Source organism: Streptomyces sp. NPDC047315 (genome assembly GCF_040643215.1).
GTDB lineage: Bacteria > Actinomycetota > Actinomycetes > Streptomycetales > Streptomycetaceae > Streptomyces.
In genome coordinates this window covers 58,720-73,642 of the sequence record NZ_JBEYTZ010000033.1, presented here as the reverse complement: position 1 = coordinate 73,642, position 14,923 = coordinate 58,720, and the positions used below count along the sequence as shown (strand labels likewise).

The 14,923-nt window shown below is 71.5% G+C and carries 12 protein-coding genes, 2 pseudogenes and 1 riboswitch; of the genes and pseudogenes, 9 read left to right on the top strand and 5 right to left on the bottom strand.

Annotated elements, in window-relative coordinates; translation table 11 throughout:
* Positions 1 to 179: 179 nt before the first annotated feature.
* The 3 genes from ABZ842_RS30905 to ABZ842_RS30895 form a co-directional block, all read right to left on the bottom strand.
* Entirely contained in the window at positions 180 to 1,118 is a 939-nt protein-coding gene (locus ABZ842_RS30905) for a sigma-70 family RNA polymerase sigma factor (RefSeq protein WP_361544102.1), read from the bottom strand.
* Between the two features lie 10 nt (positions 1,119 to 1,128).
* Entirely contained in the window at positions 1,129 to 2,319 is a 1,191-nt protein-coding gene (locus ABZ842_RS30900; RefSeq protein WP_361544099.1) for an FAD-dependent oxidoreductase, read from the bottom strand.
* A 243-nt stretch (positions 2,320 to 2,562) separates the two neighbouring features.
* Positions 2,563 to 3,162 (bottom strand): AraC family transcriptional regulator, encoded by a 600-nt coding sequence (locus tag ABZ842_RS30895; protein WP_361544096.1) that lies wholly within the window; start codon positions 3,160 to 3,162, stop codon positions 2,563 to 2,565.
* A gap of 106 nt (positions 3,163 to 3,268) precedes the next feature.
* On the opposite strand from ABZ842_RS30895, the pseudogene ABZ842_RS30890 reads away from it, so the two are divergent.
* Positions 3,269 to 3,727, top strand: a pseudogene (locus tag ABZ842_RS30890) (FCD domain-containing protein); the annotation flags it as partial.
* Positions 3,728 to 3,944: 217 nt separating this feature from the next.
* Entirely contained in the window at positions 3,945 to 5,042 is a 1,098-nt protein-coding gene (locus tag ABZ842_RS30885) for an enoyl-CoA hydratase/isomerase family protein (RefSeq protein ID WP_361544093.1), read from the top strand.
* Positions 5,043 to 5,052: 10 nt separating this feature from the next.
* On the opposite strand, the gene metE is transcribed toward ABZ842_RS30885, so the two are convergent.
* Positions 5,053 to 7,371, bottom strand: coding sequence for a 5-methyltetrahydropteroyltriglutamate--homocysteine S-methyltransferase (gene metE / locus ABZ842_RS30880; protein ID WP_361544090.1), 2,319 nt, complete (start codon positions 7,369 to 7,371; stop codon positions 5,053 to 5,055).
* Positions 7,372 to 7,541: 170 nt separating this feature from the next.
* A riboswitch (cobalamin riboswitch) is annotated at positions 7,542 to 7,742 on the bottom strand.
* Between the two features lie 299 nt (positions 7,743 to 8,041).
* On the opposite strand from metE, the gene ABZ842_RS30875 reads away from it, so the two are divergent.
* Positions 8,042 to 8,584 (top strand): GNAT family N-acetyltransferase, encoded by a 543-nt coding sequence (locus ABZ842_RS30875; RefSeq protein ID WP_361544087.1) that lies wholly within the window; start codon positions 8,042 to 8,044, stop codon positions 8,582 to 8,584.
* A gap of 76 nt (positions 8,585 to 8,660) precedes the next feature.
* Here the strand turns inward: ABZ842_RS30875 and ABZ842_RS30870 are convergent, their stop codons facing one another.
* The gene (locus tag ABZ842_RS30870; protein ID WP_361544084.1) at positions 8,661 to 9,410 is read right to left on the bottom strand and encodes a serine protease; all 750 of its coding nucleotides are present in this window, start codon (positions 9,408 to 9,410) and stop codon (positions 8,661 to 8,663) included.
* 153 nt (positions 9,411 to 9,563) lie between these two features.
* Between ABZ842_RS30870 and ABZ842_RS30865 the strand changes: the two genes are divergently transcribed.
* The 6 genes and pseudogenes from ABZ842_RS30865 (at position 9,564) to ABZ842_RS30840 (ending at position 14,884) form a co-directional block, all read left to right on the top strand.
* Complete coding sequence (locus tag ABZ842_RS30865) at positions 9,564 to 10,247, top strand: response regulator transcription factor (RefSeq protein ID WP_361544081.1); 684 nt, start codon at positions 9,564 to 9,566, stop codon at positions 10,245 to 10,247.
* A 13-nt stretch (positions 10,248 to 10,260) separates the two neighbouring features.
* Entirely contained in the window at positions 10,261 to 10,677 is a 417-nt protein-coding gene (locus tag ABZ842_RS30860; RefSeq protein ID WP_361544078.1) for a molybdopterin cofactor-binding domain-containing protein, read from the top strand.
* A complete protein-coding gene (locus ABZ842_RS30855) occupies positions 10,658 to 11,299 on the top strand; it encodes a molybdopterin cofactor-binding domain-containing protein (protein WP_361544075.1) in 642 nt (213 codons plus the stop codon). The genes ABZ842_RS30860 and ABZ842_RS30855 overlap by 20 nt, the downstream gene beginning before the upstream one ends.
* Positions 11,263 to 11,460, top strand: a complete 198-nt coding sequence (locus tag ABZ842_RS30850) for a hypothetical protein (RefSeq protein ID WP_361544072.1) — start codon at positions 11,263 to 11,265, stop codon at positions 11,458 to 11,460. Before ABZ842_RS30855 ends, ABZ842_RS30850 begins: the two co-directional genes overlap by 37 nt.
* A gap of 124 nt (positions 11,461 to 11,584) precedes the next feature.
* A pseudogene (locus ABZ842_RS30845) lies at positions 11,585 to 12,803 on the top strand (XdhC/CoxI family protein).
* Between the two features lie 602 nt (positions 12,804 to 13,405).
* Positions 13,406 to 14,884: a sugar transferase gene (locus tag ABZ842_RS30840; protein ID WP_361544070.1), complete on the top strand. Its 1,479-nt coding sequence runs from the start codon at positions 13,406 to 13,408 to the stop codon at positions 14,882 to 14,884.
* The last annotated feature ends 39 nt before the right edge of the window (positions 14,885 to 14,923 follow it).

Here is a 14,923-nt window from a genome sequence, read left to right as displayed (position 1 = left end):
GCTCGCCAAGCAATGCTTCGGGGCGAAGGTCCCACACCGGTGACCGGGTCAGGTCGTGTCGACTACAACCTTCGTCGCATTGCCGTGCACGGGAGGTTTGCCCGCGGTGAGAACGGCGCACTCCGCGCCGGCGCGGCGGAGGTTGACGTACAGCAATGTCGACGACGTCGAGCGTCGGGTCACCACACGTTGATGACCGGGGTGTGGGGTTCGTGCTGGCGCCAGGTCTCGTTGAGGCGGGTGAGTCGGTCCGTGGCGGCGATGCCGTGCAGGGCTGCGATCCTTCCTTCCCGGACGTCGAACGTCACGATGCCGACGATCCGGTGGTCGATGACGGCGATGACGGCCGGGGAGCGGTTGATCCGGCCCAGGTGGAAGACGGGGGAGCCGCCGGCCAGTCGTCGTTTCGCCGGTGTGGGGGTGAAGCCGGCTCGGACGTAGGTGGCGACCCGTTCGCGCGTCTCGTACCGCAGTGTGCGTCTTGCCAGGCCGGCGCCGTCGGAGATCGCCGTCACGTCTTCGGTGAGCAGTGCCACCAGTCGTTCGGTTCGTCCTGAGGTGGCGGCGGCGATGAACTCCTCGACGATGCGGCGCGCGGACGCGGGGTCGGCTTGGCCGTCGCGGCGGCGTTCGGCGGTGAGGCGGGTGCGGGCGCGGTGGGCGTGTTGTTGGCTCGCGGAGCTGCTGATGTCGAGGATCTCGGCGATCTCGGCGTGGGGGTAGGAGAAGGCTTCGCGCAGCACGTAGACGGCCCGCTGGACCGGTGAGAGGTGTTCCAGGAGGGTCAGTACGGCCAGGGACACCGATTCGCGCTGCTCGAAGGTGTCGGCCGGGTCGAGCATCGGGTCGCCCTCCAGGAGGGGCTCGGGCAGCCAGGCTCCGGCTGTTCGTTCGTGGCGGGCGCGGGCCGAGCGGAGTCGGTCGATGCAGAGGTGGGTGATGACCTTGGTCAGCCAGGCTTCCGGGGTGTCGACGCGTTCCCGGTCGGCGGCCAACCAGCGGAGGAAGGTGTCCTGCACGGCGTCCTCGGCGTCGGCGGCCGAGCCGAGCAGACGGTATGCGAGGGAGGCCAGCCGGGCCCGGCTGGCCTCGAACCGTTCGATGGCTGCCTCGTCCATGCTCGGCAGCCTATGCGGCAGTCCTCGCGTCGGTCGGGTCGGGCGCGGTGGCCAGGCGGCGCCGGCGCTTCGGCAGGCCGAAGGTGGGGTGCGCAATGCCCGCCCCGGCTCCCTTGAGCACGCCGGACTTGAGCAGTGCGGCGGTCTTGCCGCCCAGGTACCAGGACTTCGGCCGGACGTCCGCGTCCACGAACTGGAAGATCGCGTCCCGTCGCCCGAGGCTGATGTGGTTGCCGCGGTACTTCAGCCCGGTGGTGGCGACGTCGTTGCCCGTCAGGCGCGCGATGATCGCGGCCGTGGCCTGCATGTTGGTCAAGCCGGCCGATGCGCAGGACATCGGCAGGGGGTGGCCGTTGTCACCGATCGCGTAGGCGCAGTCGCCGGCGGCGTAGACGTCGGGGTGCGAGATCGAGCGCATGGTGCGGTCGACGAGGATCTGGCCGGTCCCGGCGACCTCCAGGCCGCTGGCCGCCGCGATGGGGTGCACGGCGAACCCGGCCGCCCACACGGTCACCTCGACTGGGATGGACGTGCCGTCGGCGGCGACCGCACGCGTCGGCTCGACGGCTTCGACGACGGTGTGCTCGTGGACGTGGATGCCGAGCCGGTCGAAGGCCCGGTGCAGGTGGTGGCGGGCCTTCGGGGAGAGCCAGGCGCCCGGCTCCCCGCGGGCGGCGAGCGCGACCGAGAGGTCGGGGCGGGACTCGGCGAACTCGGTCACGGTCTCGATGCCGGTCAGCCCCTCGCCGACGACCAGCACCCTGCCGCCCTCGCCCAGACCGGCCAGGCGCTCGCGCAGTCGCAGCGCCGAGGGGCGGCCGGTCACGTCGAAGGCGTGCTCGGCCACGCCGGGGACGCCGTGGTGGGCCACGGAGCTGCCGAGGGCGTAGAGGAGGGTGTCGTACGCGATCTCGGCGGCCCCGTCATCACCGGTGACGGCGACGGTCTTCCGTTCGGGGTCGACACCGGTGACGCGGGCCAGCCGCAGCCGCACCCCGGTACCGGCGAACACGTCGGCGAGCTTGCGGAACGCGAGGTTCTGACCGCTGGCGAACTGGTGGAGCCGCATCCGCTCGACGAAGTCGGACTCGGCGTTGACGACGGTGATCTCGACGTCGGCGGCGGAGAGCCGGCGGGCCAGATTGCCGGCGGCGAAGGCCCCGGCGTACCCGGCGCCGAGGACGACGATGCGGTGCTTCATGGGGCTGCTCCTGTCTCGTTCGCGTACCCCTTGAACGAGACGGCGCCCCGATCCCTGACGGGGTCCGCATGTGATGCGGGTCACGAGTCCCGTGCGCGTTTCTGCGTCTCTTGACGTAGCCGCCGTTTCCCTGGGGGAGCGTTGGTCTCTGCGGCCCGGTGGCGGGCTTGTCGCACGGCGCCAGCGCGCCAGCCAAGGCGCGGCACTGCCGCACGGGGCCGCGCGGGACTTTGCGGACACGAACTAGCGGACGATGACGTCTTCGTCGGTTTGCTGCCAGCCGTTTCGGCGGTACTCGCGCGGTGGCATCCCGTGGGCGCGGGTGAAGACGCGGGGCAGGGCGGAGGCGTCCGCGTAGCCGAGTGTCCGTGCGGCCCGTCCGACCGTCATGCCCTCTTCTCGGTACTGGCGTGCCAGGGTCATGCGGAGCTGGGCCCGCCTCTGCGCGTACGTCTGACCGGTGGTTTCGACGAAGTCGTGACCGAGGGTCCTGGCGTCCACCCCGAGTTCCGAGGCCCACCGGGCGAGCGTGCGGCGGCTCGCAGGGTTGCGTCGGAGCTCCTCGGCGATCCGGTTGACGGCGGAGGAGGCCGATCCGTCGGCGGCCGTGAGGAGGTGCGGAGCGGCGAAGAGTTCGATGAAGCTCCGCGTGATGCCGTTGGGGTCGTGTCCCTCCGGGCGGATGAAGCCGTAGTTCGCGACGGCCGTGTGCAGGAGGAAGCCTTCGGCCTGCGGCGGGAAGCCGTGGACGAGGGCGTCCTTCGGCGCGGTCGCCGAGGGGCCGGGGCGGGAGCCGAGCGGAAGCAGGAGCGCGCCGCGCGGGAGCGTGATGCTGTTGCGCATTCCCGCCGTCAGCCAGGCGACGTCGCCCTGCCGCAGCCGGCGCTTTCGTCCTCCGACGACGAGTTGCGGTTCCGCGGTAGGCCCAGACGAGCACATGGAAGTCGTTCAGCCCAAGGAGGACTGGTCCACCCAACTGCGTCAGGCCGCCATCACCGACGTCTACGAGGTGCGGCTGCTCGTCGAGGTGGAGGCCGCGCAACTGGCCGCGCGGCGCAGGACGGAGGACGACGTCACGGCCCTCCAAGAAGCCCTGGCCAGGCGTCGCGAGGCCGCGAACGCCGACGACCCCGAGTTCGTCGCGGCCGACATCGCGCTGCACCGGACCGTGGTCGCCGCGGCCCGCGACCCGGTGCTCACCGGCCTGTTCACCGAGTTCGTCCCCGTGTTGGAGCAGCGACTGCTCGACCTGGTCGAATTGCTCGGCCTCCGCTCCGACGACCCGAACCACGGTGACGAGGGGCACGCCGCACTGGTGGACGCCGTCGTACGGGGAGACGCGGACGCGGCCGGACGGGCGCTGCGGGACGAACTCCGGCAGACCCTCGCCCTGCTCCACTCCTTCTGATCCCTCTGATCCCTCTGATCCCTCTGATCCCTCTGATCCCTCTGAGTCGATCGCCGCGCCCTGCCGCGCCCCACGCGCGTGGTCGATGATGCCGACCACGGCCACGGCGTTGAGATGATCGTTCGAGACCTGTGGGTCCACCAGATCCTGAGATCCTGGAAGGAACCGGCGAGATCATGCGTGCCATCGTGACCAGCGGCCCGACGGAGGCGTTCGGATGACCGACACCGCACCGACGACCGGTGGCGAGGAGACCGTCCTCCTCACCACCGGGCGGGCCGCCCACATCGTCCTCAACCGCCCCCGCGCCCTGAACGCGCTCACCCACGAGATGGTCCGGCGCATCGACCGCGCCCTGGACGACTGGGAGCGCGACCCGACCGTCGAGACCGTCGTCATCACCGGCGCGGGGGAGCGGGGCCTGTGCGCGGGCGGCGACATCCGCGCCATCCACGACGACGTCCGCAGCGGCGGCGGCGCCGCGTCGGCCGCCTTCTGGCGGGACGAGTACCACCTCAACGCCCGCATCGCCCGCTTCCCGAAGCCCTACGTCGCCGTGATGGACGGGATCGTGATGGGCGGCGGCGTCGGCGTCTCCGCGCACGGCAGCGTCCGGATCGTCACCGAACGCTCCCGGGTCGCCATGCCCGAGACCGGGATCGGCTTCGTCCCCGACGTCGGCGGCAGCCACCTCCTCGCGCTCGCCCCCGGAGAGCTGGGCACCCACCTGGCGCTGAGCGGGGCGCAGATCGGGCCCGGCGACGCCCTGCTGTGCGGGCTCGCCGACCATTACGTGCACTCCGACTCGCTCCCGACGCTCCTCGCAGACCTCGCCGAGCTGCCCGTACGCGACGCCCTCACCCGACACGTCCAGTCGGCGCCCCCGGGCGAGTTGGCCGCCCGGCGCGGGTGGATCGACGCCTGCTACGCCGCGGACACCGTCGAGGAGGTCGTCGGTCGACTCCAGGCCCACGGCGACCTCGCCGCCAAGGAGGCGGCAGACACCCTGCTCGCCAAGTCACCCACCGCGCTCAAGGTCACCCTGGCCGCCGTGCGGCGCGCCCGCCGGCTCGGCTCCTTGGAGGCCGTCCTCGACCAGGAGTACCGGGTGTCCTGCGCCGCGCTGTCCACCCCCGACCTGGTCGAAGGCGTCCGCGCCCAGGTCATCGACAAGGACCGCAACCCCCGTTGGTCCCCGGCCGCCCTCGCCGAGGTGTCGGATGCGGACGTGGAGCGGTTCTTCACCCCGCTCGGCGAGGACGAACTCGGCCTCGCCGACCACGGCACGTCACGGGCCGGGTGCCCCGGCCCGTGACCGCCCTGGTTCAGGAGACGGGCAGCTCGCCGCGGACGGCGCGGGCCGCGGCGACGAGGTTCTCCAAGGAGGAACGCGTCTCGGGCCAACCACGGGTCTTCAGACCGCAGTCGGGGTTGACCCACAGGCGTTCGGCGGGGATCGCCTTCAGCCCGGTGCGCAGCAGCGCGGCGGCTTCCTCGGCGCTCGGCACTCGGGGGGAGTGGATGTCCCAGACGCCGGGGCCGGCCTCCCGCGGATAGCCGTGGGAGGCGAGTTCCCGGGCCACCTGCATGTGGGAGCGGGTGGCTTCGAGGCTGATGACGTCGGCGTCGAGGTCGTCGATGGCCTGGACGATGTCCCCGAACTCGGCGTAGCACATGTGGGTGTGGATCTGGGTGCCCGGGGTGACGCCGCTGGTGGTGAGCCGGAACGCCTCGGTGGCCCAGGCCAGGTAGGCGTGCCGGTCCTCGGCGCGCAGCGGCAGGGTCTCGCGCAGCGCCGGCTCGTCGACCTGGATGACGGACGTCCCCGCCGCTTCGAGGTCGTCGACCTCGTCGCGCAGCGCGAGCGCGACCTGTCGGGCGGTGTCGCCGAGCGGCTGGTCGTCGCGGACGAAGGACCAGGCGAGCATCGTCACCGGGCCCGTCAGCATCCCCTTGACGGGGCGGTCGGTGAGCGACTGGGCGTACGTCGTCCAGCGCACGGTCATCGGGTCGGGGCGGGAGACGTCACCGGCGAGGATCGGCGGCCGGACGTAACGGGTGCCGTACGACTGCACCCAGCCGTGCTGGGTGGCCAGATAGCCGGTGAGCTGCTCGGCGAAGTACTGGACCATGTCGTTGCGCTCGGGTTCGCCGTGGACCAGGACGTCGAGCCCGGTCTTCTCCTGGAAGGAGAGCACCTCGCGGATCTCGTTGCGGATGCGCTCCTCGTAACCGGCGGTGTCGATCCGGCCGGCCCGCAGGTCGGCCCGGGCCAACCGCAGTTCGTCGGTCTGCGGGAACGAGCCGATGGTGGTGGTCGGCAGCAGCGGCAGCCCGAGGCGTTCGCGCTGCGCCACCGTCCGCTCGCCGTAGGGCCGGGAGCGTCGGGCGTCCGCGTCGGTGACGGCTTCGGCGCGGGCGCGGACGTCGGGGTCGCGGGTGATGGGCGAGGTGGCGCGGGAGGAGCGGGCGGCGCGGTTGGCGGAGAGTTCGCCTTCGATGGCCGCGGTGCCGCGGGTCAGGCCCTTGGTGAGGGTGACGATCTCGGTGGTCTTCTGCCGGGCGAAGGAGAGCCAGCGCAGGATCTGCGGATCGACGTCCCGCTCCAGAGCGGCGTCCAAGGGGACGTGCAGCAGGGAGGAGGACGCGCCAACGTCCACCCGGTCCGCCAGCCCGAGCAACGTGCCCAGCGTGGCCAGGGACTTGGAGAGGTCGTTGACCCAGATGTTGCGGCCGTTGACGACGCCGGCGATCAGGCGCTTGCCGGGCAGGCCGCCGGCGGCGGCGAGGGCGTCGAGGTTGGCCGCGGCGTTCTCGGTGAAGTCGAGGGCGAGTCCGTCGATCGGTGCCTTGGCGAGGACGGGCAGGGCGTCGCCGAGCTGGTCGAAGTAGGAGGCGACCAGCAGCTTCGGGCGGTCGGTCAGCGTGCCGAGGACCCGATAGGCGCGGCTCGCCGCGTTCAGCTCGGCCGGGGAGCGGTCCTCGACGAGCGCCGGCTCGTCGAGCTGCACCCACTCGGCGCCGGCCGCCTTCAGCTCCGCGAGGACCTGTGCGTAGACGGGCAGGAGCCGGTCGAGGAGGGTGAGGGGTTCGAAGTCCGCGGCCACCCCGGGGGCGGGCTTGGCGAGCAGCAGATAGGTGACGGGTCCGACGAGGACGGGCCGGGCCGTGAGCCCGAGCGTGAGGGCCTCCGTGAGCTCACCGACCTGCTTGGTCGCGTCGGTGGTGAAGACGGTGTCCGGTCCCAGCTCCGGGACCAGGTAGTGGTAGTTGGTGTCGAACCACTTCGTCATCTCCAGCGGGGCGACGTCCTGGGTGCCCCGGGCCATCGCGAAGTACCCGTCGAGCGCGCTCTGAGCGACGGCCGCCCGGTGGCGTTCGGGGACGGCGCCGACCATGACGGTGGTGTCGAGGACGTGGTCGTAGTACGAGAAGTCCCCGGTGGGGACCTCGTCGATGCCGGCTTGCGCCAGCTCCTGCCAGTTGCTGCGGCGCACCTCGGCGGCGGTGGCCCGGAGGGCTTCGGCGGTGACGCGGCCCTTCCAGTAGCCCTCGATCGCCTTCTTCAACTCCCGGCCCCGGCCCTGGCGGGGGTAGCCGTACACGGTGGCCCGTGCTGCCGCGGCTGCGGACTTCGCTGTCACGGAGATCTCCTTCGCGAGATGAATCCCTGAGTTCCCGGTGACCGGGTACGGGGACGCGAAGGGTGACACCAGCGGCGGACGGTCCACGCGCGACATGTGCGCGGTCGTTCGCTTCAGCTGTGTACGCCGACCCGCCCACGAGGTCACCGAGATGGCCGCATGCGGAACCGGTCCGCGTACGGGCAACGGGCAGGTCTTCGGACTCGCGGGCACGCCTGCCGGAACCTCCGGCGGACACCTACTGGCCGTCGCTTCCCAGACCCCTCGGGCCCAGTGCGTATGACGGCGGTCGTTCCCGCTCACCGCTGCGGGGCAGTCCCGGATTCCCACCGGGTTCCCTCTTGCGACGCACCCGCCTGGCGGACGGGACGAACCAGCTGCACCGGTCACCCTAAGCGGCAATTCCCGAAGGGGTCCGCATGTCGTCCATCATCCGGACAGTGGGATGAGACACGCGGTCGAGGTGTGTGAAGGGGCAGGGGGCGGGGTAGCCCGTGGTCGCACACGCGCGGCCCGGGCCGCTGCGACGGTGGGGCCGAGGCGGCCCGGCATCGGGGCGAGGGCGTGCCCGGGCGCTTCCGCGGCTCCCCGCGGGCTGAAATCCGGGTGACGCCAGGAGCGGTCGTCTGGGATAACAGCCGCAGATGCCGGCTACTCCGTGAGGCTTCCCGTGACGATCACCTGGCGCAGACTCGACGAATCCGACTTCCCTCGGCTCCGGCAATGGCTCCTGCAGCCGCACGTCGCGCGCTGGTGGAACCACGAGACGTCGCCGGAAGCGGTCGCACGCGACTTCGGGCCGGCGGCCCGGGGCGAGGAGCCGTCGGAGGACCTCCTCGTCGCCGTCGACGGAACCCCGGTCGCTCTGGTGCAGCGGTGCTGGGTCGCGGACTATCCGCAGTACCTCGGCGACCTGGCGTCCCAGGCCGAGGTGCCCGAGCAGGCGATGACCCTGGACTATCTGATCGGTGACCTTGAGCTGACCGGCCGGGGGCTCGGTACGCGGATCGTCCGGGCCGTCGTCGCGGCCACCTGGACGGATCACCCGGACGCGAAGAGCATCGTCGTGCCCGTCCACGCGGCCAACCGGGCCTCCTGGCGCATGTTGGAGAAGGCCGGGCTCCACCGCTACGCCGAAGCGTTGTTGGAGCCCGACAATCCCGCCGACGACCGCGAGCACTTCGTCTATCGAATCGACCGACCGACCGGCTGAACCGCCCTGGCGTCATTTCGCGCGACGCCCCCTGCGACCGGTCGGATTACGCGTGGTGTGGCTCTTGAGCAACCCGTCAGTGCTGCTTCATGCTCCGGACGATCCATTTCCGGTACTGCGCCACGTCGGTGAAGGAGGAGAGGGCGTACGTGCTGGTGCGGCCACCGGACGACACGACCCCGGCGAGCCGCCAGCCGTCGCCGGACTTGATGACCAGCGGGCCGCCGGAATCACCGGGCCCGCTTCCGCGGAACCTGTCGTCCTCGAAGCGGAGTTTGTCGGTGACCTTCTGGCGCAGGGGCAATTGGAGTTCCTGAAGCTTCTCCGGTTCGCAGAAGTCGACCTCACACGCGTTTCCCCAGCCCAAGAGCCGTGCCGGTGTACCGGTCGGCGGCGTCTTCGCGTTGAGCTTGGCGGGCCGGTTGGGCACCGGCTTGTCCAGCTTGAGCAGGGCGAGGTCGGGCCCCGCGAACGCGCCGTCGGGCGTGATGTTGGCGTCGGGGTGCTTGATGACCTGCTGGACCTTGGCGACCGTGCCACCCGTGCCGGTGGTGAGGCTGCCGATCCGAATCCGTATGTCGTCCTTCGCGATGCCGCTTCCGACGCAGTGAAATGCCGTCAGGACCCATGCGCTGTCGATCAGCGTGCCGCCGCAGAACGCGCCGTCCTTCGTCTGGAGGGAGGCCATCCAGGATTCTGGCGCGGGAGCGTCGGACCCTCCGACGACGGCCTGCGCCGGAGTCGCGAGGGCTACCACCCCGGCAAGTGCCGCAAGGGAGCCGACGATTGCAGGACGCCGGCCCGTCCGGTTCTCGATGAGCTTCATGCAAACCCTTCTCTCTGGTGACGCACAGGGCCCTTCCGCGGGTGCGTTGGATGCGCGGTCGGGCCGGTCTCCGTTCTATCCGGGACGGGGATTTCGTCGCCTTATCCGATCGTGCAAACGCTGCGGAAATGCGCGCTGCGATAGGAAGGAGCCATGCGGGTACTGGTGGTGGAGGACGAGGAGTTCCTGGCGCGGATGGTCGCCGAGGGGCTGCGGCGCGACGCGATCGCGGTGGACGTGGCGCACGACGGGACGCAGGCGCTGGCGAAGCTCGACTCCGGCGGCTACGAAGTGGTGGTCCTGGACCGCGACCTGCCCGGGGTCCACGGGGACGACGTGTGCCGATGGGTGGTCGAGCGTCGGCTGCTGACCCGTGTGCTGATGCTCACTGCCTCCGGCGCCGTGCACGAGCGGATCGCGGGACTGGCGCTCGGGGCCGACGACTACCTGCCCAAGCCCTTCGACCACGCCGAGCTGTTGGCCCGGGTCCTCGCCCTGGGGCGCCGTGCGCACCCCGCTCTGCCGCCGGTGATCGAGCACCGCGGCCTCGTCCTGGACACCGCCCGCCGCCAGGCCAGCCGGCACGGACGGCTCCTCTCCCTGACCCGCAAGGAGTTCGGCGTGCTGGAGGTGCTGCTTCAGGCGAGCGGCGCCGTGGTGAGCAACGAAGACCTGATCGAGCAGGTCTGGGAGGAGAGGACCAGCTACCGCACCAACGCGATACGGATCACCGTCAGCAAGCTCCGCGCCAAACTCGGCGCCCCGACGGTCATCGACACCGTCCCCGGCCTCGGCTACCGCATCTCCCGCGGGCCCCGGGGAGGGCAGGCCCAGTGATCGTACGCCTGCCGTGACGGTTGCCGCGGTGGTCGCCGCGTACGCTCCGCGGCCCGACCGCCTCGGCCGTGCCGCCCCCTTCGTCGGCGGCGGCTTCGGCGCCGGTCTGCGCGTGTGGCCGCACGTCGTCCTCGCCGTGCTGGCCGCCCGGGAGGTCAGGCGCCCGGTCAAGCTCGTCCTGACCCGACCCGAGATGATCACCTCGGTGGGACACCGACCCGACAGCGTCCAGCGGATCAAGATCGGCGCCACGCGCGCCGGCGACCTCGTCGCCATCGAGCACCACGGCACGTCCTCCGCGGCCATGGAGGACGCGGACTACGAACCCGTATCCCACGGATCCGCCGTCTCCTACGCCTGCCCCAACGTGCTCACCCGCGACCGACATCGGCACCGGCACGTACACCGTGATGACCCAACTCGTCGTTGAACTGCTGGGCCTGGGCGTCGACCGGGTCCGCTTCGACCTCGGCGACTCCGACATGCCGTACGCGCCCCAGGCGGGCGGTTCGGGTCTCACCGGCGCCCTGGGCAACGCCGTCGACACCGCCTGTCGCCGACTGGTGCAGGAGTTCTTGGACGTGGCCGCCGCCGATGCCGACTCTCCGCTGCGCGGCGCGGCGCTCGACGACGTCACCGTCGCCGACGGACGCATCCACCGCGTCCGGGACCCGGCGCAGGGGGAGTCCTTCGCGGACGTCCTGGCCCGCCACGGACTGGAGGAGCTCAGCGCCGACGGCCGGAGCACGCCTCCGCAGCCGGAAGGGCTCGGCATGGCCGCCGCGGGCGCCTTCGGGGCGAAGTTCGTCGAGGTGCGCATCGACCCCGCCCTCGGCCTGCTGCGCGTGGCGCGGGTGGTGTCCGCGATCGACGGCGGACGGATCCTCAACGAGAAGACCGCCACCAGCCAGATCGTCGGCGGCACGGTGGGCGGCATCAGCCAGGCCCTGTTCGAGGAGACCGTCACCGACCGGGGACCGGACGCATCGCCAACGCCACCTTCGGTGACTACCTCATGCCCGTCAACGCGGACGTCCCCGACATGGACGTGATCTTCGTCGGCGGGCCCGACCGTGCGACTGCCGTCGGCACCAAGGGCGTCGGCGAGGTCGGGCTGGTCGGGCTCGCCGCGGCCATCGGCAACGCCGTCCGCCACGCCACGGGCCGACGCGTCCGCTCCCTGCCCATCACGATCGAACAGCTCATGTTCTGACCGCTGACCGCTGACCGCTGACCGCTGACCGCTGACCGCTGACCGCTGAACGCCGAACGCCGAACGCCGAACTCTGTACGACGAGGGACCGTCGCCGCGGTGCAACAGCCCCACGGAGAATCCCATGTTGGACATGGCCGACGACCTGCACCGCTGGGTCGGGCAGGGCCACGACTTCGCCGTGGAGACCGTGGTGCAGGTCAGCGGTAGCGCGCCCCGTGATCCCGGCGCAGGCCTAGCCGTGAACGGCGAGGCCACGGCCGTCGGCTCGATCTCCGGCGGGTGCGTCGCAGGGGCGGTGTACGAGCTGTGCCAACGGGCACTCAAGGACGGCCGGCCCGTGCTGGAGCGCTTCGGCTACAGCGACGAGAGCGTGTTCGCCGCCGGCCGACCTGCGGAGGCGTCATCGACGTGCTCGTGGCGCCGGTACGGGCCGGTGAACCGGTGCGAGCCGTACTCACCGCGGCGCGCTCCCGCGTGCACTCGGGCGAACCGGTCGCACTGGCCGCGTCGTCGCCTGCCCGCCCGAACTGATGGGGCACGGCCTGCTCGTACGGCCCGACGGATCGTTCGAGGGCACCCTGGGCGAGTTGGCCCCGCTCACCCGCACCGCGGCGGCGAAGGCGCGGGCCATGCTCGACGCGGGGCGCACCGGCACGCTCGTGGTGGAGGGCGAGGGGGCGTACCGCGGCCGGCCGCTCACGCTGCTCGTCGAGTCCAGCGCACCGCCGCCCCGTCTGATCGTCTTCGGCGCCGTCGACGTCGCAGCGGCGTTGGCGCGATTGGGCAAGTGCCTCGGATTCCACGTCACCGTGTGCGACGCACGGCCGGTGTTCGCGACTCGGGCCCGCTTCCCGGCGGCGGACGAGGTCGTCACCGCCTGGCCGCACCGCTATCTGGAGACCACCGAGGTGGACGCCCGCACGGTGTTGTGCGTCCTCACGCACGACGCCAAGTTCGACGTGCCGCTGCTGGAGCGCGCGCTGCGGCTGCCGGTCGCGTACGTCGGGGCCATGGGGTCGCGGCGCACCCACCGGGACCGCCTCAAGCGGCTGCGCGAGATCGGGATGACGGACCGTGAGGTGGGCCGACTGCACTCGCCGATCGGGCTGCACCTCGGCGCCCGCACCCCCGAGGAGACGGCCGTGTCGATAGTGGCGGAGGTCGTCGCCTAACGCCACGGGGGCACGGGCCTGCCGCTGACCGGCACGCGCCTGCCCATCCACGGCACGGGGAGTGCGCCGCCGGCCGTCTCCCGGACCGCGCTGAGGGTCGGCGCGGGGCGACCCCGAGCAGGTCGATCGCCCTCAGGCAGTGGCCCTCGGCCGCCGCTCCCGCGCTGAGGACGGCACGCGAGCCCAGCAAGATCCGTCAGAAGCCCCCTGGGGCTCCCCGAGCCGTGGTGATCGCTCCGGAGGCCCGATTTTCGGCACATTTCACGCTCCGGGTTGCCGATACCGGCAACCCGGGAGTGGTTTCGTCGTCGCAGGTCACCCGGTGTGCCATCGCCTCAGGGCGCCCGTGAGGCGTGACCGATCGGTGGATCCGTTTTCAAATCTTGAGCACAAATTGCACACATCCCCTCTCCATGCTGGCTGCGATGGTCTAGATTGACCGTGCTTCCGACGTCGGGGACGGCCAACAGTCGCGTTCCCCGGCACCGGACGTGGGGGTGATCAATTCAGGAAGCCCGAGCGGGGGCCTGGGGTGCGGGGAGCGTCCGAGGCTTCGACGGGCTTTCGTGCACCGCGCTGGCAGGACGTGCGTGTCCGCTGTCGCCAGCGCGGGTCGTTCAAGTAGCGCTGCAAGAGCGGAATCGTCATGCGCGGGGGAGCGGGGGCCTCCCGAGGGGAGCAACAGCGCGGTGCGGGGGGGGCGGGGGCCTCCCGGGGGGAGGAACAGTGTCGGGCGAACACGTCGAACTGCTGATGGCCTGGGGGGGTCTGTGGAGCAGGGGGGATTAGTCAACCCGTTCACGTCGGCGCACGGGCGGCTGGCGAACGGGGCAATCAGTCAGGGCGCGATCGACTGGGAGGAGCGGTACCGCCGTACCGTGATCGCCAGCGATACCGTCACCACCGCCTTCGTGGTGGCCGCGATAGGCAACTTCTTCGGGGCCCGCGATGCGGCCAACTGGCACGAGAAGTGGGGGATCCTCGCCTTCGGCACCGAGTTACTGGTGCTGGGAGCGCTGGCCGTGAGCCGGTCGTGGGGACCGGCGGTGCTCGGGCAGGGCGCCGAGGAGTTCCGTCGCCTCGGACGCGCCCTGTTCGCGGCGGCCGTCGTGCTCGCGCTCGGCGGGATCGCCCTCACCTCGCGCAACATCAAACTCTGGATCTTCGTCGCGATTCCCGCGATCGCGCTGGTCACCATGACCGGGCGGTATCTGCTCCGCCTCTGGCTGCACAAACAGCGGAACGAGGGGCGGTGCCTAAGACCGGTGCTCGCGGCCGGCAGCCTCGCCACCGTGAGCGACCTGATCACCCGGGCCCGCAAGTTCCCGCACCTCGGCTGGCGCGTGGACGCCGTGTGCACGACGGACGGCCTCGGACTCGACGGTGACCGACTGGACGGAGTGCCGGTCGTCGGCCGACTCGCCGACGTCGCCGACCACGTCCGCCGCGACGGCTACCGCGTCGTCGCGGTGACACCGGATCCGCACTGGTCACCGGACCGGCTGCAACGGCTGGCCTGGAACCTCGAAGGCAGCGACGCCGAGATGGTCGTGGCCCCGGTCCTGATGGAGGTCGCCGGCCCGCGGCTGCACGTCGACGCGGTGCTGGGGATCCCCCTGCTGAGGGTCAGCATGCCGACCTTCACCGGGGGCCGCCGGGCGGTCAAGGAAGTCGTGGACCGCATGGGCGCGGCGATCTTGCTGATGGTGTTCGCGCCGCTGATGGCGCTCGTCGGGCTGCTCGTGCTGCTGGACAGCCGCGGCGGGGCGTTCTACCGCCAGCGCAGGGTCGGCAAGGACGGCCGCGAGTTCACCATCCTGAAGTTCCGCACCATGGTCGCCGGGGCCGACCGGGCACGAGCCGCGCTGGCCGACCTCAACGAGGGCGCCGGCCTGTTGTTCAAGCTCCGCCGGGACCCACGGGTCACCCGGGTGGGCGCGGTGCTGCGCCGGTACTCGCTCGACGAGCTCCCGCAACTCTTCAACGTGCTCACCGGATCGATGTCGCTGGTCGGCCCGCGGCCCCCGCTGCCGGAGGAGTCGGCGGCGTACGGACCCGACATCCGACGGCGGCTGCTGGTCAAGCCCGGACTCACCGGCCTGTGGCAGATCAGCGGACGCAGCGACCTGCCGTGGGAGGAGGCGATCCGGCTGGACCTGCGGTACGTGGAGGACTGGTCGCTCGCCCTGGACACGGTGATCTTGTGGAAGACACTGCGGGCCGTGGTCCACGGCCAGGGGGCCTACTGATGCGCGGTGAACGTCGTCGGACCGGTGTGCGGACGGCGG